This window comes from Xanthomonas campestris pv. campestris str. ATCC 33913, from assembly GCF_000007145.1.
Taxonomy (GTDB): Bacteria; Pseudomonadota; Gammaproteobacteria; order Xanthomonadales; family Xanthomonadaceae; genus Xanthomonas; species Xanthomonas campestris.
Window position 1 is genome coordinate 4,655,699 of record NC_003902.1, and the last position, 16,266, is coordinate 4,671,964.

General features: G+C 65.9%; 20 protein-coding genes and 1 tRNA gene. 9 read left to right on the plus strand and 12 right to left on the minus strand.

Annotated elements, in window-relative coordinates; genetic code table 11:
- Positions 1-117: 117 nt before the first annotated feature.
- From XCC_RS20335 to rocF, 4 genes are all read right to left on the minus strand, one after another.
- Positions 118-327, minus strand: a complete 210-nt coding sequence (locus XCC_RS20335) for a CsbD family protein (protein ID WP_011038998.1) — start codon at positions 325-327, stop codon at positions 118-120.
- Between the two features lie 232 nt (positions 328-559).
- Positions 560-694 (minus strand): entericidin A/B family lipoprotein, encoded by a 135-nt coding sequence (locus tag XCC_RS20340; protein WP_011270059.1) that lies wholly within the window; start codon positions 692-694, stop codon positions 560-562.
- 76 nt (positions 695-770) lie between these two features.
- Entirely contained in the window at positions 771-923 is a 153-nt protein-coding gene (locus XCC_RS20345) for an entericidin A/B family lipoprotein (RefSeq protein WP_011038999.1), read from the minus strand.
- A 110-nt stretch (positions 924-1,033) separates the two neighbouring features.
- Positions 1,034-1,957, minus strand: a complete 924-nt coding sequence (rocF, locus tag XCC_RS20350) for an arginase (protein ID WP_011039000.1) — start codon at positions 1,955-1,957, stop codon at positions 1,034-1,036.
- Positions 1,958-2,270: 313 nt separating this feature from the next.
- Here rocF and XCC_RS20355 point away from each other — a divergent pair, with 313 nt between their 5' ends.
- The 5 genes from XCC_RS20355 to tmk all read left to right on the plus strand — a co-directional run bounded on the left by XCC_RS20355 (position 2,271) and on the right by tmk (position 5,751).
- Entirely contained in the window at positions 2,271-2,732 is a 462-nt protein-coding gene (locus tag XCC_RS20355; RefSeq protein ID WP_011039001.1) for a roadblock/LC7 domain-containing protein, read from the plus strand.
- Positions 2,733-2,814: 82 nt separating this feature from the next.
- Positions 2,815-3,174, plus strand: a complete 360-nt coding sequence (locus XCC_RS20360; RefSeq protein WP_011039002.1) for a hypothetical protein — start codon at positions 2,815-2,817, stop codon at positions 3,172-3,174.
- Between the two features lie 102 nt (positions 3,175-3,276).
- Complete coding sequence (locus XCC_RS20365; protein ID WP_011039003.1) at positions 3,277-4,194, plus strand: hypothetical protein; 918 nt, start codon at positions 3,277-3,279, stop codon at positions 4,192-4,194.
- Positions 4,191-4,733, plus strand: a complete 543-nt coding sequence (locus XCC_RS20370) for a GTP-binding protein (protein ID WP_011039004.1) — start codon at positions 4,191-4,193, stop codon at positions 4,731-4,733. The genes XCC_RS20365 and XCC_RS20370 overlap by 4 nt, the downstream gene beginning before the upstream one ends.
- Before the next feature lie 334 nt (positions 4,734-5,067).
- Positions 5,068-5,751, plus strand: a complete 684-nt coding sequence (tmk, locus tag XCC_RS20375; protein ID WP_011039005.1) for a dTMP kinase — start codon at positions 5,068-5,070, stop codon at positions 5,749-5,751.
- A 290-nt stretch (positions 5,752-6,041) separates the two neighbouring features.
- Here the strand turns inward: tmk and XCC_RS20380 are convergent, their stop codons facing one another.
- Entirely contained in the window at positions 6,042-7,037 is a 996-nt protein-coding gene (locus tag XCC_RS20380) for a helix-turn-helix domain-containing protein (RefSeq protein ID WP_228442236.1), read from the minus strand.
- Positions 7,038-7,091: 54 nt separating this feature from the next.
- Between XCC_RS20380 and XCC_RS20385 the strand changes: the two genes are divergently transcribed.
- Together XCC_RS20385 and XCC_RS20390 are read left to right on the plus strand one after the other, a co-directional pair.
- Complete coding sequence (locus tag XCC_RS20385; RefSeq protein ID WP_011039007.1) at positions 7,092-7,520, plus strand: YybH family protein; 429 nt, start codon at positions 7,092-7,094, stop codon at positions 7,518-7,520.
- A gap of 107 nt (positions 7,521-7,627) precedes the next feature.
- Entirely contained in the window at positions 7,628-8,017 is a 390-nt protein-coding gene (locus XCC_RS20390) for a nuclear transport factor 2 family protein (protein WP_011039008.1), read from the plus strand.
- A 60-nt stretch (positions 8,018-8,077) separates the two neighbouring features.
- Here XCC_RS20390 and XCC_RS20395 read toward each other — a convergent pair.
- The 4 genes from XCC_RS20395 to birA all read right to left on the minus strand — a co-directional run bounded on the left by XCC_RS20395 (position 8,078) and on the right by birA (position 10,712).
- Positions 8,078-8,153, minus strand: a tRNA-Thr gene (locus tag XCC_RS20395).
- A 33-nt stretch (positions 8,154-8,186) separates the two neighbouring features.
- The gene (locus XCC_RS20400) at positions 8,187-8,972 is read right to left on the minus strand and encodes an SPOR domain-containing protein (RefSeq protein WP_011039009.1); all 786 of its coding nucleotides are present in this window, start codon (positions 8,970-8,972) and stop codon (positions 8,187-8,189) included.
- Between the two features lie 10 nt (positions 8,973-8,982).
- Positions 8,983-9,711, minus strand: a complete 729-nt coding sequence (locus XCC_RS20405) for a type III pantothenate kinase (protein WP_011039010.1) — start codon at positions 9,709-9,711, stop codon at positions 8,983-8,985.
- A complete protein-coding gene (birA, locus tag XCC_RS20410; RefSeq protein ID WP_194734206.1) occupies positions 9,708-10,712 on the minus strand; it encodes a bifunctional biotin--[acetyl-CoA-carboxylase] ligase/biotin operon repressor BirA in 1,005 nt (334 codons plus the stop codon). The genes XCC_RS20405 and birA overlap by 4 nt, the downstream gene beginning before the upstream one ends.
- A gap of 50 nt (positions 10,713-10,762) precedes the next feature.
- Here birA and XCC_RS20415 point away from each other — a divergent pair, with 50 nt between their 5' ends.
- Together XCC_RS20415 and XCC_RS20420 are read left to right on the plus strand one after the other, a co-directional pair.
- Entirely contained in the window at positions 10,763-11,077 is a 315-nt protein-coding gene (locus tag XCC_RS20415) for a hypothetical protein (RefSeq protein WP_012439513.1), read from the plus strand.
- Positions 11,078-11,085: 8 nt separating this feature from the next.
- Complete coding sequence (locus XCC_RS20420; protein WP_011039012.1) at positions 11,086-11,841, plus strand: zinc-dependent peptidase; 756 nt, start codon at positions 11,086-11,088, stop codon at positions 11,839-11,841.
- A gap of 117 nt (positions 11,842-11,958) precedes the next feature.
- Here XCC_RS20420 and XCC_RS20425 read toward each other — a convergent pair whose 3' ends face one another.
- The 3 genes from XCC_RS20425 to XCC_RS20435 form a co-directional block, all read right to left on the minus strand.
- The gene (locus XCC_RS20425; RefSeq protein ID WP_011039013.1) at positions 11,959-13,146 is read right to left on the minus strand and encodes a DUF1501 domain-containing protein; all 1,188 of its coding nucleotides are present in this window, start codon (positions 13,144-13,146) and stop codon (positions 11,959-11,961) included.
- Between the two features lie 14 nt (positions 13,147-13,160).
- On the minus strand, positions 13,161-14,750 hold the full coding sequence (locus XCC_RS20430; RefSeq protein WP_011039014.1) for a DUF1800 domain-containing protein: 1,590 nt from the start codon (positions 14,748-14,750) through the stop codon (positions 13,161-13,163).
- 111 nt (positions 14,751-14,861) lie between these two features.
- Entirely contained in the window at positions 14,862-16,232 is a 1,371-nt protein-coding gene (locus XCC_RS20435) for an ATP-binding protein (RefSeq protein WP_029217011.1), read from the minus strand.
- Positions 16,233-16,266: the final 34 nt, after the last annotated feature.

A 16,266-nucleotide genomic window follows, 5' to 3' on the forward strand; every position in this document is an offset into this window, starting at 1 on the left:
CGCCAGGGCATCCGTTAGCGCCTGGCGCCGTTGCCGCGTACAACGAAAGACGGGCCGCAGTGCGGCCCGTCCCTTGCACACGCTGCTCAGCCGATGGGCGAGCGGGCACGGCGTGCCTTAGCGGTCGTCGCGCAGCGACTTCTCGAAGGCGCGCACCTCGGTCTGGGCGCGATCACGGTCCCAGCCATAGCGCTCCTGGAGCTTGCCTTGCAGGTATTCCGCATTGCCTTCGGCCACCTTGAAATCGTCGTCGGTGAGGTCGCCCCACTTGGCCTGCATCTGGCCTTTGAGCTGGGTCCACTTGCCGGAAATGATGTCAGTGTTCATTGCGATTCTCCGCTGCTTGCGGCCGCGATTGACCGTGGTGCCAGCTTGATTCTGGCCGCGTTCGGCACAGGTCAAAAGATGTCGAGCGCGCACTCACCGCGATGAACGGTTGCCATCGCAACGGCGTGCGACGGAGGTGCCTGCACCCGCACATAGCGCCGCGCGCCATTGCGTCATCCACAAAAAAAACGGGCCTTTCGGCCCGTTTTTGTTCACCGATGCAGCAAGTGGATCACTTGCGCGCGGCGTCTTCCACCTTCTCGCCAGCGCCCTGCACGTCCTTGCCGGCACCTGCGACGGTGTTGCAACCCGCCAGCATTCCAACCGACAACATCGACAGCACCAACAATGCAATTGCACGCTTCATAAACTCACTCCTTCATAGGCACGCGGCGGTCGCCGCAGATCAATCAAGACCAACCAAACAGATCAAACAAAACCGATTAGCACTTACCGTCGCTGCATTTGTCGGCGGTCTTCTCGACCTTGTCACCCGCACCCTGCATGTCCTTTCCGGCACCAGCCATGGTGTTACAGCCAGTCATCATGCCGGCCGAGAACAGGCCCAGCACCATCAGTGTCAGCAGTCGCTTCATTTGGTCTTCCTCGGTTCCGCGTCCGGTGCCGATGCACCCCGCTTGGCGCCAAATCTGACTGCGCGACCGTGGATTTGATGTGAACGCCGGGCCAGACGTTCAGGCACCGATCAATCTCGCATCAGCGTCGACTTGCCGAACAGGCTTTCCACCAGATCCACCGCCAGCTCGGCGGTGGCGTTGCGGTTGTCTAGCACCGGATTGAGCTCCACGATATCCAGCGACCCCATTCGCCCGGTGTCGGCGATCATCTCCATCACCAGCTGGGCCTCGCGGTAGTTCGGCCCACCCGGCACGGTGGTGCCTACGCCCGGCGCAATGCTGGGGTCCAGGAAGTCCACATCGAAGCTCACATGCAGGTGGGTATCGGCGCTCATGCCTTGCAGGGCCGCTTCCATGGTGCGCTTCATGCCGGCTTCGTCGATGTAGCGCATGTCGTAGACGTCGATGCGGTGCTGCTTGATCAGGCGCTTCTCGTCCGGGTCCACCGAGCGGATGCCGATCTGCCGGATCTGCTCGGGCAACACGGCGGGCGCGCTGCCGCCCAGGTGGGTCAGCGCCTGCGGGCCAAGGCCGCACAGGCAGGCCACCGGCATGCCGTGCACGTTACCGGACGGGGTTACCTCGCTGGTATTGAAGTCCGAATGCGCATCCAGCCACAGCACCCGCAGCGGGCGATGCTGCTCGCGGCAGTACTTGGCCACCGCGGTGATCGAACCGATGCCCAGGCAATGGTCGCCGCCCAGCATGACGGGCATGCGGCCTGCGCACAGCTGTGCGTAGCTGGCGTCCATCAACGCCTGGTTCCAGGCCACCACCTCGTCCAGATGCCGGTACCCGGCCTGCGGTGCCTGCCACGGATTGCGCGGGCCATCCAGATTGCCCAGGTCACGCACCTCGACGCCGCGCCCGACCAAGGCCTCCTGCAGCCCGGCGATGCGCAATGCCTCCGGCCCCATCCGGGCACCACGGTGGCCGGCACCGATGTCGGTGGGCACGCCAATCAGGGAAACCGGCACGTACTGCGTTGCCATGCATTGCTCCAGCATCGGGAAAGCCGCGCAGTCTAGTCGTCGCATCGCGCAACTACGCGCGGCAGCGCAGCACGGCACACCGCTTGCATCGTGGTGCGCAGTCGTCATGACTGCCGTGAGCACCGTCATAAGTGACGTTGCGGGGCAGTTTGTGGCACGCGCAGCTTTGCGGACTGTGCTTGTCTGACCGCACAGTTAAGAAGCTGAGGCCGGTATGACTTTGCCCTCATATGCCGATGGTATCGTTCGCCCGCCAGCGCAGGACCGGTGTCACTTATTCGCGCAGGCCGTTCGCAACAGGGGGAAAATTTTCATGCCGCACAACGCCGTCAACCAGGTCGTCAAGGCTGCCGTGGGCGAAGTCGCGCGGGCGTCGCATCAGTACGACCTGCAGCGCATCGGGCGCGAATTTGCGCAGACCATCGAGCGCGAACCGGGGATCCGGCTGCTGATGTTGTCCACCGCCGACGGGCGCGCGATCACCGAGCAATCCAGCCTCGACGCCGATGGCCGCCGGCTTGCCGCCATGGCCAATTCGTTTTTGACGCTGGGCGAGACGCTGGCGCGCGAATCGGGCCTGAGCGAAGCCGATTACGCCACCATCAGCACCCGTGGCGGGCAGTTGGTGCTGATCCGCATCCGTGCCGACAAACCGTTGACGCTGACCGCCGTGGGCGCCAGCGATCTCAATGCCGCCGCGCTGCTGTTCAACGCACGCGATTGCGCGGGCCGGCTGGCCACGGTGCTGGCAACCCCACCGCCGGCCGCCGCGTAGCAGTGCTCGCTTGGCACTGTTCGTGCTTGCGTGTGCGCACGGCATCCGCCCACTCATTTCTCAACGCTGGTAAGGACGACTCGTGTCAAAACTCAATCTGGAACAACTGCATTCGCTGGCCGGTTTCGTTGGCGCCGCGCTGGTCGATAGCGACAGCGGCATGGCGCTGGGCATGACCGGCGGCACCGAGCTCAACCTGGAACTGGCTGCGGCCGGCAACACCGAAGTAGTGCGCGCCAAGCGCCGCATCGCCGAACAGCTGGGCTTGAACGACACCATCGAAGACATCCTGATCACCCTGAGCAAGCAGTACCACCTGTTGCGCCCGCTGGAAAGCAACGGCGCGCTGTTTCTGTACGTGGTGCTGGACCGCGCCAAGGCCAACCTGGCCATGGCACGTCACGAACTGAAGGCGTTCGAGAAGACCCTCGACTTCGGTTGATCGGTTGATCGTTAAAGAACGGCGCCACTGCGCCGTTGCTATTGGCCTGCCGGCGCCCGCCGGCAGGCGTTGCTGCCTCGATGCGCCGCCAGGCGCCAGATCATGACCACACCCATCCACACCATGCGGGTCGCCACGGCCGGCCTGGACCTGCTGCACACCACGCGCCTGAAACTGGCCTGCTCGCTGCTGCTCGCCGAACGCATCGACGTGCAGCTGGGCGAGTGGCCCAAGCACGCCGCCGATGTGGTGGTGCTGGGTCTGGAAAGTGCCGATGGCCTGGCCGCGTGGCAGGCCTTGCAAGGCCAGCCGGTGCGGGTACTGGTGGTCTCGCGCACGCCGGTGGCGGGCGCATGGCTCAAGCACGGGGCCACCGTGCGTGAACTCAACGAACAATTACGCCTGCTGCTGTCCTCGCCGCAGCACGCGCCGGCCGCCGAGCTGGCGCTGTTGCTGCGCCATTGCCGCGGCGAATTCGGTACCGATGCGGTGGTGCTGCAACAGGCGCAGCTGCGCGTGCGTGTGGACCCGGGCAATGGCTGGCTGGAGTTGCCCGCCTCGCTGCCGCTGGCCGCCTTGGTGGCTGCGCTGGATCGCCCCGATTGGCAACGCGCAATGGGCGATATCGGCACCGCCGCCACCCAACGCATCTCACTGGAAGCGCTGTATTTCGCAGTGCCCGAACACCTGCGCCCGGCACTGCCGGCGGTGGAACCGGGCCACGCGCTGCAACTGCGCCAATGGCCGGAACTCAGCGCCGATACCAGCACGCCGTCACAGTTGCTGGCCATCGCGCACCTGCATGCCCGGCCGTGGCGCCCGCAGGCGCTGGCCAATGCTTGCAAGCTGCCGCTGCAAACGGTGGAATGCCTGTTCGCCGCCGCGCTGGCCAGCGGCCTTGCCCAGACTGCGGAGATTGCCGTGCCGTCCACGCCGCGTCGTCAGAACAGCAGCAATTCCCGGTTCTTTTCCTGGGTTGCACGTCGGTTCGGTCTCACTCTCTCCCAGGCGCAGTCATGAGTCTTCCGGCCAACAAATTGGTGTTCGTGGGCGGCATGGGCGCGGGCAAGACCACCGCGGTGCGTGCGATCTCCGACGTGGAACCGGTCAGTACCGAAATGCCGCTGAGCCAGGATGCCTACGGCGACAAGACCTACACCACCGTGGCGCTGGACTACAGCTCGATCGAGCTCGAAGACGGCGAGCTGCTGCACGTCTACGGCGTACCCGGCCAGAAATACCTGGATTTCATGTGGCCCCTGGTGTGCGACGGCGCCCTGGGCGTGATCGTGCTGACCAGCGCGCGCGATACGCAGATGCGCGACACCACGCTGGAGCTGCTGCGCGAATTTTCGCGGATTACGCCAGAGGCCAGCCTCGCCGTTGGCGTCACCATGACCGACGAGGTGCAGGAATTTCTGCTGCCGCCGTTCCGCGAAGCACTGGTGGCCGAAGGCTTCCGCATCCCGGTCATGCGCGTGGATGCGCGCTCGGCCACCCAGATCACCTTCCTGGTGAAAACGCTGCTGTCCTATCGCTACACCTCCGCGCCGGTCTGAGCGGAAGGTGGCCGTGCGCAATCAACGCGCACACAAAGTGAGTCAAGGAATCCGGTCACGACGGTGCCTGCAGAGGGCGTCACGCGGGGGATGCCGCCTCTAGGGTGGCGGCGACGCGTCCTTCATCCTTGAAGTCAGTAAAGCGTCGCTCAAACGCTACACGATTGAGCACCGTGCCTGACTTGTTCAGTATGACAACCGGACACGAGCGGCGGCATCGGGACATTCCTGACACATACGGCGGCGAATGCTGCATGCGCTTGTCGGTGCACTGACCAGCACGCGACTGCACGCAGCAATCGGCGGATTCAGGGGGATCGGCTAAAGTAGCGTGATGACTATCGAACTCACGCCAGGCGGCTTGTTGATCGCGATCGAAGGGATCGACGGAGCCGGCAAGACCACCCTCGCCAGGAGCCTGGCCACACTGTTGGAGCAGGCCGGCGCGCGCGTCGTGCTGAGCAAGGAGCCGACCAACGGCCCCTGGGGCACACAGCTGCGGCAGTCGGCCGCCACCGGGCGGCTGAGCGCCCAGGACGAGGTCGACCTGCTGCTCCGCGACCGCCGCGAGCATGTGGAAGCCTTGATCGCCCCGGCGCTGGCGCGCGGAGAGATCGTGATCCTGGACCGTTATTTCCCGTCCATGGTTGCCTACCAGGGCGCCGCCGGCCTGCCGCTGGATGCGCTGCTGGCCGCCAACGATTTCGCGCCGCGCCCGGACCTGCTGTTGCTGCTCGACCTGCCGCCGCCCACCGGCCTGGCGCGCATCCGCGCACGCGGCGATGCCCCCAATCATTTCGAAACCCAGGACAACCTGGAACGCTGCCGCGCGATCTTTGCGGCGCTGCAGCTGCCGGGCAAGCACGTCATCGACGCCAGCGCCGATGCGGACAGCGTGCTCCGCCAAGCCCACGCCGTCGTCGTTGCAGCACTGGCCGACCGCCTGCGCGTCGGTGCCACCCACACCGACGCCGAAAAGGCCGCGCTGGAACTGCTATCGGCCGGTCGCCCGGCCTGAGTTGCTGCGCGTACTGCGCGCAGACAACAACAAACTGCACAATGCGCTTTGCGCGTACGGCGCAACGTATGTAAAGGCCTCTCCTTGCGGGAGAGGAATTGGTGCGGCCAGCAAGATTTCCAGAAAACGCGCAATCTCACCGTGCGCCGCGGAAACTCCGACAATCAATGCAGAGGCTATTGCATAGCTTTCAGGGCTCAACCGCACACGATGCTGGCCATGTGTGACGCATCAGCCAGGCGGGCTTGAAGAACACAGCGCAGGCGACAGCGCGCTGCCGTGGCATGCAATCAATCCGCAAGCCGATAACGCCGCCGAAAGTCCGAAGGCGTGCACCCCACTTCGCGCCTGAAAAACTTGTTGAAGTTGGTCGCTTCATCGAAGCCCAGCTTCTCTGCGATGGCAGCAACCGGCATCGACGTGTGCACCAGCAGGCGCTTGGCTTCCAAATTGATGCGTGCGGCAATGAAGGTCTTTGCGGTGGTGCCCATTGCCGATCGCACTGCGCGCGCCAGGCTCTTTTCCGTGCACCCAAGGCGATCGGCATAGTCCGCGACCTGATGCCACTGTGCGTGGCGGTCTTCGACCAGCTGCTGAAACCGGTGAAAACGTCGCAGCGCCGCAGACACTGCAACATCCCGCACTTGGGTACGACCGTGCAAAATGCTCAGCCGCGTCAGCAGCGCATGCAGCTGATGGCGCAACAGCGCATGGACGTCCTCTTGCGGGGCCAGCATCAGCGTGTCCTCGCGCATTTGCGCGATCACATCGGTCAGCCGCTTCAGATCATCGCCACCGAGCAGCACATGATCCGGCAACGTGCCCAGATCGAAGGCGAGCTTCAAATCGCCCGGCGTTGTCGCTGCCGGCAGCACGAACTCCTGGCGAAAGATCACATTCCAGCCATCCCAGTCGTCCTTGACGCCATAGCTGTGCGCCTGGCCGGGCCGCACGATCAGGAGCGAGCCAGGCGCGCAGGCGATGGCCTTGAAGTCGACCAGCTGGGTGCACTCGCCATGGGTCACACACAACAGGGTATGGAATCCGTAGCGGTGCGTTGCCTGCACTTCCTCCCTGGTCGCACGGGTTCGCAAATCGGCAACCGTGAAGACTTCCAGGTCGAGACGATAGGGATCTGCGGGCTGGTAGGCCAGATGCAGGATCTGGGAGGTCGCCTGCGCCGCCGCAGCGCGTGCGCGTCTGGTCGTCGTCATTAGCGTAGGCTCTTCAAAACATGTCCGCAAATGATCAGCATGTGTCCACTCTGGACCGCTCGGGCTGGCCAATCAAGTCCAATAATCACTCCTACACCACGTCCCGCCTGATTGAGAAGACCGACCATGAGAGTCGATATTGCAGAGATCACCCAGGCCATTCTGGCCGTGGACGACGGCATCAACGAACGCTGGAACCGCGGCGACGTCGATGGCGCACTGGAGGTCTACAGCGACGACGTGTCGTATTTCGACCCCCTCACCGAGTTGCGTCTGGACGGCCACGCCGCGGTGGAGGCGTATTTCCGCAAAGTGTTTGAGGGCAAGCTCAAGATCCTGCGCAACGACTACCTCCACCCGGTCGTGATGGTCAGCGATGGCGGCGACATGGCCGTGCTGCGCAACATCGTGAGCGACGGCCAGGGCGGTGAAAAGCCGGGCACTCCGTGGAATTCGACGCAGGTCTTTCGCCACATCGAAGGACGTTGGCGCGTGGTTCACGTCAATTGGTCGATCACCTTGCATCCGGGCGCCCTGCAAAGCCTGATGTCCTGACGGATCGCGGCAGATCGCACCGCTCTCTCCCACGACAGATCGGCCAGCCGGGCAGAAGCGCCGTCAAACCTTACGCTCCGACATTTCAACCAACCAAGGAAAGCACCATGAACACCATCGACATCGCCAAGTCCTACATCACCGCAATCCAGACCGGTGACCACGCAACGCTGGGCAGCATCATTTCGCCCGACGTGATCTGGCACCAGCCGGGTAACCATCAGTTCTCCGGCACCCACCGCGGCATGGCTGTCGTCGGGCCGATGTTGGGCAAGATGATGGAGGTCTCCAACGGCACCTTCGCCATCAGCCGTGCAGACGACTACATGGCCAGTGGCGACTGGGTGGCCATCACCCTGGAATTTTCCGGCCAGGCCAACGGCGTCACGCTCAAGCAAGCGGGCGTGGACCTGCTGCGCATCGAAGACGGCAAGATCGTCGAAGTCCGGCTGTTCTCGGCCGATCAAACCCAGGAAGATGCCTTCTGGGGACGCTGAACCACAGCGCGGCCAATGCCTGGAGACATGGACGTTTCCGGGATGCAGCGAAAGACCTTATGGTGCCGGCACCCGGATTCGAACTGGGGACCTACCGCTTACAAGGCGGTTGCTCTACCAACTGAGCTATGCCGGCAAAGGCCAAGCGCGTTGCGCGCCGGTGGGCATTCTAGCGCAGCGCGGTGCAGTCTAGCGATCGTTGCCGGCTCGCGCCCGCACTGCGCTGCAGGCTGGACACCGACGCACTGCTGCGCACGTCGATCCACCAGCGTGACTGGCCGGTGCCACTGGGCACCAGTTGCGCGGGAAAGCCGGCGCTGACCAGGCTGGCCTGGCGCCGCTCTGCACGCTCACGGCTCTGGTACTGCCCCAGCGCGATGCTGTTGTCCTCCCCCTGGGCAATGACGTAGTAATCGCCGATTCCGGCCGCAGCAATGCGCTTGACCAGCGCCTGCGCCGCGGCGCGGTCGCCGACATTCGGCAGCATTACCCGAAAGGTACTCACTCCCGCATCCTTGTCCTCGCGCACGCTGGTCCGGCTGGCCTGCCCGCGCAGTGCGGGCAAGGCCGCATCGGCTTCGGCACGCGCCGCATACGGCCCCAGGCTGGTACAGCGCTCGGCGGGTGCGGCAACGGCGGGCGGCGGGCTTGCGGCAACCGCCGCTGGGGTGACAGCGGCGGTTGCCGCCGGCGTGGGCGGTGGAGTGTTGTCCACCGCTGCGACAGCCGGCTGCGCTGCAGGGGCCGCCGGGGGCGGCACGGGCGCTGCTGCTGGCGCCACCGTGGCAACGGCGGGCGCGGCAGCGGTGGGCGGCGTGGGCAGCAGCTCCAGCCGCGCCACACCTGCCGGTTGCGACGGCGCCGCCGGCGGGACAGCCGCCGGTTGCAGTGCCCACCACAACGCCACGCCGGCGTTGAGGATGATCAGGACAACGATGAGTGCGCGTACGTACATGCGGCCGATTCTACGGCGCGGCCGAATGCGTCGCCCAGGTCGCCAGGCCGTCCAGCACCAGCGCGGCGCGGAACTCGGCCGTGGGCAGCAACGGCAGCAACGGCGGCGCGCCACCGCCGTGCACCAGCAAGCACACCGGCATGCCAAGGGTGCGCGCGGCGTGTTGCAGGCTGCGTTCGATCAAGGCCACCGCCGCGCCATCGCAGCCGGAGGTCAGCGCATCGTCGGTGTCGTTGGCCAGTTCGGCATAGGCGCCGCCGGTGGGCGGTAGCTGCACGGCGCGCGCATGCAGCGCCTCGCGCATTGTGGTCGGCGAGGCAGCGATCCGCCCGCCGTGATGCTGGCCGTCTGCGCCCAGCACGTCGATGGTCAGCGCGGTGCCGACCCCGGCCACCAGCACCGGCGCATCACCGCGCGCGCCGAGCAGGGCCAGGAAGCGGTCCACCCCGAACCGGCTCGGGTCGGCATAGGCAATCCGCACGCCGGCACAGGCAGCGGCGGTGCGCACCACCCGCACCTGCTCAAAGCGCGTGCGCAGGCTGGCCAGCACGCGCTCGGTCAGGCCCGCGGCGGCCACGCTGGCCACGTGCGCAACCTTGCCCGACGGCAGCGCCGACAACGCGGCGGTATCCATTGCCTCGGCCCCGTGCGCCCAGGCCTGCACATCGCCGGCGCGAGTGCCGTCCAGCGGCGCGTATTTGAAACGCGAATTACCCAGGTCGAACAGCCACTCACTCATGCAGGTCTCACGCTCACTTCTCCGGAGTGGAACAGGCGCACATCGCTGCCGATCTGCACACGCAGCGCGCCATCGGCCGCCAGGCCAAGCGCGGTGCCGCGGTGCAGGCTGCCGGCTTCCTCCACCTGCACCGCGCGCCCGCTCAGCAGGTCCAGCGCGGCATAGCGGCTCAGGAACGGGGCCAGCCCCTGCGCCTCGAACAACGCCAGCGCCGGGATCAGCCCGGACAGCACGGCCGCCACCATCTGGTCGCGCGACACCGGCCGGCCGGCCAGGGTATCCAGGTCTACCCAGGGCTGGTCGATGCTGGCAGCCGCAGCCGGCGGCATGTGCACATTCAACCCCAGCCCGATCACCGCGCGCGCATTGCCGGCCATCTCACCGCCGCCTTCGATCAACAGGCCGCCGAGCTTGCGCCCGCGGGCCAGCAGGTCGTTGGGCCACTTCAGCCCAACTTCGTTGAACCCGCAGCCGCGCAAGGCCTCGGCCACCGCCACCCCGACCGCCAGGCTCAACCCGGCCAGCTGCCCGAGCCCACCACTGAAGCGACGCGATGCCGACAGGTACAGGTGCGCGCCCAACGGCGAAGCCCATTGCCGGCCCCGGCGACCGCGCCCGCCGGTCTGCCGCTCGGCCAACAGCACCGCCACGCCCTGCTCGGGCGCTGGCCGCGCCAGCAGGCTGGTGTTGGTGGAGTCCACGGTCCAGGCCAGCTCCAGCGCCGCCAGCCCGGCGGCGGCATCGGCTTGCAGGGCGGCGCGGATGCGCTGGGCGTCGAGCAGGTCCAGCGGCGCGGCAAGCTGGTAGCCCTCGCCGGCCTGGCCGTCAATCGCAACCCCGGCCGCGCGCAGGTTCTGAATGCGCTTCCACACCGCGGCACGGGTGAGCCCGGCCTCGCGCGCCAGCGTGTCGCCGGAGAGCCGGCCAGTCGCAAGTTTGGCCAGCAACGCGCGGTCGTCCACGGCAAGGTCCCCAAATCGATCCGTGAAATTATGCGCCAAGCTCCCCCAGGCGCCCAGCGCGGCTTGCGTGATGGGGTGAAAACCACGTTATGATCGGGGACTTACGCCGCTTGCCCTGGATGTGGACGATGCGCCGACTCACGCTCTGCCTGCTCTTGTTGTTGGCTCCGCTCGCCGCTCTGGCAACGGACCAGCTGGCCGACGGCGATCATGAGAGCTGCGTCAGCAGCAACTCGGCAGCACGCGGCAGAACGCCAAATGGCGAGCCACCCGCCGCGTCGCGCGCACCGGCCCACAAGCCTGCACCCGCCTCCAATGGCGGCGGTGGCGAAGGCGATGCGTTGTTCCCACGCATGCGCATGATGCCGCGTTGGCACAGCTTCCTGCCGGGCATGTTCCGCTGATCCAGTGGGTGTTGCGCTGGCTACGCCGGCCACCTGCTGCCCTTGACGATGCACTTTGGCAGGCGGTCTGCACCGAGTGCGCCTGGGTTACCGCGCTCGATCCGCCGCGGCAACACCGCCTGCGTGCACTGACCACGCAATTCCTGCAGCAAAAGACCATTTCGCCGGTGCATGGGCTGACCCTGACCCCGCACGATGCCGTGCTGCTGGCGGCCACCTGTTGCCTGCCGCTGTTGAACATCGGCGCCGCCGGCTGGCGCGGCTGGTCGCAGTTGATCGTGTATCCGGATGCCTTCCGCGTGCAGCGCACCCACATGGATGCGGCCGGCGTCATGCACGCCTGGGACGACACCCTGATCGGCGAGGCCTGGGAGCATGGCCCGCTGATCGTCAGTTGGGCCGATGTGCAGGCCGATCTGGCCGATCCCACCGCCGGCTTCAACGTGGTGGTGCACGAGATGGCGCACAAGCTCGATGCGCTGGATGGCGCGCTCGACGGCACGCCGCCGCTGCCGGCAGCGCAGTACCGCGACTGGGCACGCGATTTCCAGCAGGCCTATACCGCGTTCTGCCGCCAGGTGGACGCAGGCACGCAGACCGACATCGACCCGTACGCCGCCGAAGCGCCCGAAGAATTCTTCGCCGTGCTCAGTGAGTATCACTTCTCCGCACCGCAGGTGATCGCACGCGAGATGCCGCGCGTGGCCGCACATCTGACCCGTTTCTATGGCGCCTCGCCGTTCGCGCACGCGCCGCCAAACTGAAGTAACACGACGGCCACCGCATCGCTTGCGATCACTGCCGCCGTGCCGGCAACGCACGCGCACCTGATACGCCGTGCCGCAGGTTCTGCATCATCGTGACTGCATTGGTTTGCTGCCTTAGACCAGTGCAAGATTGCGCGGCCTGGCACCAGGGAATACCCGCTCCAGCTGCGATGGCGACAAGCCCCACAGCCGGCCCAACAGGCCACCAAACAGGTCGCGGTAGTTGTTGAGTACCGGGTAGTCGCGGTTCTGCAGCAGTTGCGCCTGCGCCACCGCGACCTGCTCGCCAGCGATGCGCCCACCCTGCACAGCGCCGCCCAGCACCCAGTACGCAGTGCCGTGACCATGATCGGTGCCCTTGCTGCCGTTTTCGCGGAAGGTGCGCCCGAACTCGGAAATCACCACCACCACGGTGTCCTGCCATGCCGGTCCCAGGGCGTCCGCATAGGCGGCCAGGCCCTGCCCGAGGTTACGCAGGTTATTGGCCAGCCCACCTTCGACGCTGCCCTGGTTGGCATGCGTATCCCATCCGCCGACATCCACAAATCCCAGCCGGTAGCGGTCGCGCATCAAGGTCGCCATGCGCCGGGTCTCGTCGGCAAAGGTGCGTGCGCTGGCCGCGCCGCGGCCGGCCTGCTCCATTTCCTCTCGCAGTTGGGTGGTCACCTGCTGCCGCAACGCCAGGCCATCACGCGCGGCCGCGGCCAACGGCGTGGCGCCATACATCTGCGCCAGGATCTGCGCCTGGCGGTCATCAAGGCCGCGCTTGCCAATGCCCTTGAGCGAGACGTTCGGCAGATCGCCAGCGCCCTGGAACGTCAGCGGCAAGGAGTCGGTAAAAGCGATCGCCGGCACGCCGCTGAGCACACCCGACAACCGCGCCATGAAGCCGGAGCGGTAATCGCGGCGCTGCGTGGCCACCTGGCCGGATTCGATATCGTCCTGGGTTTCGAAATGGCTGCGCGACAGATCATCGGTACCGGCGAACGGCACGAACGCCAGTTGCTTGCGTTGCCACAGCGGCAGCAATGACTCGCCCACCACCGGGTTGAGACCCCACTGCGCATCCAGTGCCAACGCGCTGCGCGGATTGTTGGTGTCTGGCCGGGCGATCGCCAGCGTCGGACGCGCCTGGTAGTAGAAATCGCTGCCATGCGGCACCAACAGATTGTTGCTGTCGTAGCCGCCGCGCAGGAACACCACCAGCATGCGGGCGCTGTCGCGTGGGGCAGCAAACAGGCGGCCGCTCCACGGCAGACTCGCAGCGGCAGCGGAGGCCAGCAAAAATTGACGTCGTTGCATCGGTGCACCCCCGCTCAGCGATAGTTGAAATCCGGCGAAGACAGCAAGAACCCATTCCACTCCTGCGGCGTGCACGCCTGCTCCAGCGCCTGGCGCGTCTGCACCGACAGCGACGGTTGCAGCCAGCGGTATGCGGGGCGCGCATCGATGCGCGTTATTGGTGGTTTGCGCGCGTTGCTCAGCTCTTGCGGCACATCGTCACGTTGAAACAATTGCACCGGCGCGCTGCCCAGCGTGCGTGCCACTTCGAAGCGACGCGCCAGCTGCCCGGAACTGGTCCAGGCCTGCGATTGCAGCGACCATCCATCCGGCGTGATCCGTCCGAACAACGGCTCACCGAGTTGCTGCACCCAGCTCACCATCGGCGCGGCATTGGTGATGACTTCCCCGTCGTAGGCAAGCCGCATCGCCGACACCACCAGACGATTCGGGTCCTTGAATTTGCGCGGTTGCGCAGTGGCAAATTCCGGTGCGGCGAGCATGGTCTGCATCACTTGGGCGATGTCGCCGTCGCTGCGCTGGAACGTGGCGGCCATGCGCTTCACCAACGCCGCAGGCGGCTTGTCGCTGACGAAGTATTCGGCGAGCTTGTGCGAGATGAACTGCGCACACGCCGGCTGCCGCACCAGCAGTTGCACAGCCCGCTCGATCTCATCCAGGCCGCCACCGGCAATGCGCTGACCCAGCAAGGTCTTGTCGCCGGGCTGATGACGGGCCGGGTTGAATTCGAACAGCCCCTTGCGCACGACCTGTGCTTGATCCTTTGCGGGCGGCGGCACCAGGCCCTCGCGTTTGACCTGCACCAGGCCGGCGCCAGTGAGTATCAAGGCCAGCTGCTGCACATCCTGCTGCGTGTAGCCGCCATCCACGCCGAGCGTATGCAGCTCCATCAGCTCACGCGCGTAGTTCTCGTTGACCTTGCCCTTGGCATTCTTGGCGTTATCCAGATACTCCAGCATCGCCGGGCTCTGCAGCGTGGCCATCACCAGATCGGCGAACTTACCGGTGGCATTGGGGCGGATGGCGGTTTCCATGTAATCGGCGGCCATCCACTTCACGCGGCCCTTGTCGGCATACACGCTGAAATGATTGAGCCAGAACCACACCAGTTGCTCGCGCATCTGATCCGGCGCATACACCGCGCGCAATAATTGCGCCTGGCGCGCCTGGGTGAGCATCTGCCCACCGCGCGCGCGCCACTGTTTGCTCGCGGCCACCTTGTCATCGCCATCGGGCATCGCCTGCAAACGCGCCTTGTCGGCCTCGTATTGCACCAGCAAGGTGTCGAGCGGGGTATGCAATGCATCGAACTGCTGCAGCTGCGCGCGCACCGGTGCAGGCAACGCTGCATCGTCGCTGGCTTGCAGCAGGGCCGCGCTGTAACGCGCCTGGCCCAGCCGCAGCAACTGCGCCACGTTCTCCGCACTGGCACCGTAGGTAGCGCGCTGCAGCCATTGCAGTTGCTGCGGTGTCGGCGCCGGCGCGGCGGTGGCCACCGCGCTGCAGACAAGCAGCCAGCCCGCGGCAAAAACGCCAACCCAATCGCGGCCGCGTATCACCCGCGCGGACGTGGCAGCTTCACTCTGCATGGCGTCGCTCTCCATCGTGGCGGCCGAATACCGGCCCAGTATGGTCAAGGCAACGCGTGAGGCGTTAAACGGTTGTCGGTGCGCCGCGCGGCAGTCGCAACGGGTTCATGCGACCGTGGGTGTCAGTTACAAGCCTGGCGGCAGGGTGACTTCGAAGCGTGCGCCGCCCAACTCCTGCGAGCGCAGCACCTGCAGCTCGCCGCGGTAGGCCTTGATCAGGTCCTGCACGATCGACATGCCGATGCCATGGCCCTGCACACGCTCATCGCCACGCACACCGCGCTGCAGGATCTTGGCCACATCTTCCGGCGCAATGCCGGGGCCATCGTCTTCCACCGACAGAATCATGCCGGCGCGGCGGCTGCCCGTGGTCGGGCCCGGCTGCGCGGTCAGCAGCACGCGGCTGCGCGCCCACTTGAAGCCGTTCTCCAGCAGGTTGCCCAACAGCTCCTGCAAGTCACCAGGCTCGCCGTGGAAACGCGCATCGGGCGAAATATCGAATTCGCACAACACGCCCTTGGCCGCGTAGACCTTTTCCAGGCCACGCACGATTTCCTCGGCGGTCGGCTCGATCGGCAATGGCGCGGCAAACAGCTTGTGGCCGCTGGAAGCAGCGCGCGCCAACTGGTAGGACACCAGATCATTCATGCGGCGCAGTTGCACGTCCATTTCTTCGTGCAGATCGCGCTCGGAGGCGCCGCTGTCCAATTGGGTGCGCAGCACCGCCAGCGGCGTTTTCAAACTATGCGCCAGATCGGCCAGCGTGTTGCGCTGGCGATCCAGGTTGTCGCGCTCACTTTCGATGAAGGCGTTGATGCTTTCGGTCAGCGGTTCGAGCTCGCGCGGATGCTGTTCGCTCATGCGTTGGATCTCGCCGCGCTGCACCTTGGTCAGCTCGTTGATCACTCGCCGCAGCGGGCGCAGGCTCCACTGCAGGATGAAGGCCTGCAGCACCAACAGCACCACACCGGCACTGCCCAGGTAGAACCACACCGCGCCGCGGAACACGCGCAACTGCGCGCCCATCGAGCGCGCATCTTCCATCACATAAATGGTGTACGGGATCTCGCCGCCGTTCTCGCGCTCGACATAGCTCACGCCCAGACCGTAGCGATAGACCTGCCCAGGGCTGCCGTCGATCTGGGTCATTTCCAGCGGGCCGATGAATTCTTCCTGCCGCGGCTCCAGCATGCGGCCATGCGGAATGCTCGGCCCTTCGGCCGATACGGACGTATAGCTTTCGTCAGGTCGCACCACTTCCACATACAGGCCGCCGCCCGGCACGTCGAAGCGCGGGTCCGGCGGCTGGCCGCCGAGATACAGCGAGCCATCGCGGACGAAGTCGATGTTGTAGGTGTAGGCGTTGGCGTAGTTCTTCAGCCGCTCACGCAGATTCTTCTCTGCGGTGTCGGCGAACGCCACGTCGAGGGCGTAGCCAGCCAAGGCCAGAAAGGCCACCAGACTGAGGCTGGCGGCCAGCAGCTGGCGGGCCTGCAACGAGCGCGGCCGCCAGCGCCGATACCACTTGGAA

What these genes read in the sequence shown, in the direction of transcription:
- XCC_RS20335 (WP_011038998.1), bottom strand. Translation starts at nt 327, where the DNA reads ATGAACACTGACATCATTTCCGGCAAGTGGACCCAGCTCAAAGGCCAG.
- XCC_RS20340 (WP_011270059.1), bottom strand. Translation starts at nt 694, where the DNA reads ATGAAGCGTGCAATTGCATTGTTGGTGCTGTCGATGTTGTCGGTTGGA.
- XCC_RS20345 (WP_011038999.1), bottom strand. Translation starts at nt 923, where the DNA reads ATGAAGCGACTGCTGACACTGATGGTGCTGGGCCTGTTCTCGGCCGGC.
- rocF (WP_011039000.1), bottom strand. Translation starts at nt 1,957, where the DNA reads ATGGCAACGCAGTACGTGCCGGTTTCCCTGATTGGCGTGCCCACCGAC.
- XCC_RS20355 (WP_011039001.1), top strand. Translation starts at nt 2,271, where the DNA reads ATGCCGCACAACGCCGTCAACCAGGTCGTCAAGGCTGCCGTGGGCGAA.
- XCC_RS20365 (WP_011039003.1), top strand. Translation starts at nt 3,277, where the DNA reads ATGACCACACCCATCCACACCATGCGGGTCGCCACGGCCGGCCTGGAC.
- XCC_RS20370 (WP_011039004.1), top strand. Translation starts at nt 4,191, where the DNA reads ATGAGTCTTCCGGCCAACAAATTGGTGTTCGTGGGCGGCATGGGCGCG.
- tmk (WP_011039005.1), top strand. Translation starts at nt 5,068, where the DNA reads ATGACTATCGAACTCACGCCAGGCGGCTTGTTGATCGCGATCGAAGGG.
- XCC_RS20385 (WP_011039007.1), top strand. Translation starts at nt 7,092, where the DNA reads ATGAGAGTCGATATTGCAGAGATCACCCAGGCCATTCTGGCCGTGGAC.
- XCC_RS20390 (WP_011039008.1), top strand. Translation starts at nt 7,628, where the DNA reads ATGAACACCATCGACATCGCCAAGTCCTACATCACCGCAATCCAGACC.
- XCC_RS20400 (WP_011039009.1), bottom strand. Translation starts at nt 8,972, where the DNA reads ATGTACGTACGCGCACTCATCGTTGTCCTGATCATCCTCAACGCCGGC.
- XCC_RS20405 (WP_011039010.1), bottom strand. Translation starts at nt 9,711, where the DNA reads ATGAGTGAGTGGCTGTTCGACCTGGGTAATTCGCGTTTCAAATACGCG.
- XCC_RS20415 (WP_012439513.1), top strand. Translation starts at nt 10,763, where the DNA reads ATGATCGGGGACTTACGCCGCTTGCCCTGGATGTGGACGATGCGCCGA.
- XCC_RS20425 (WP_011039013.1), bottom strand. Translation starts at nt 13,146, where the DNA reads ATGCAACGACGTCAATTTTTGCTGGCCTCCGCTGCCGCTGCGAGTCTG.
- XCC_RS20430 (WP_011039014.1), bottom strand. Translation starts at nt 14,750, where the DNA reads ATGGAGAGCGACGCCATGCAGAGTGAAGCTGCCACGTCCGCGCGGGTG.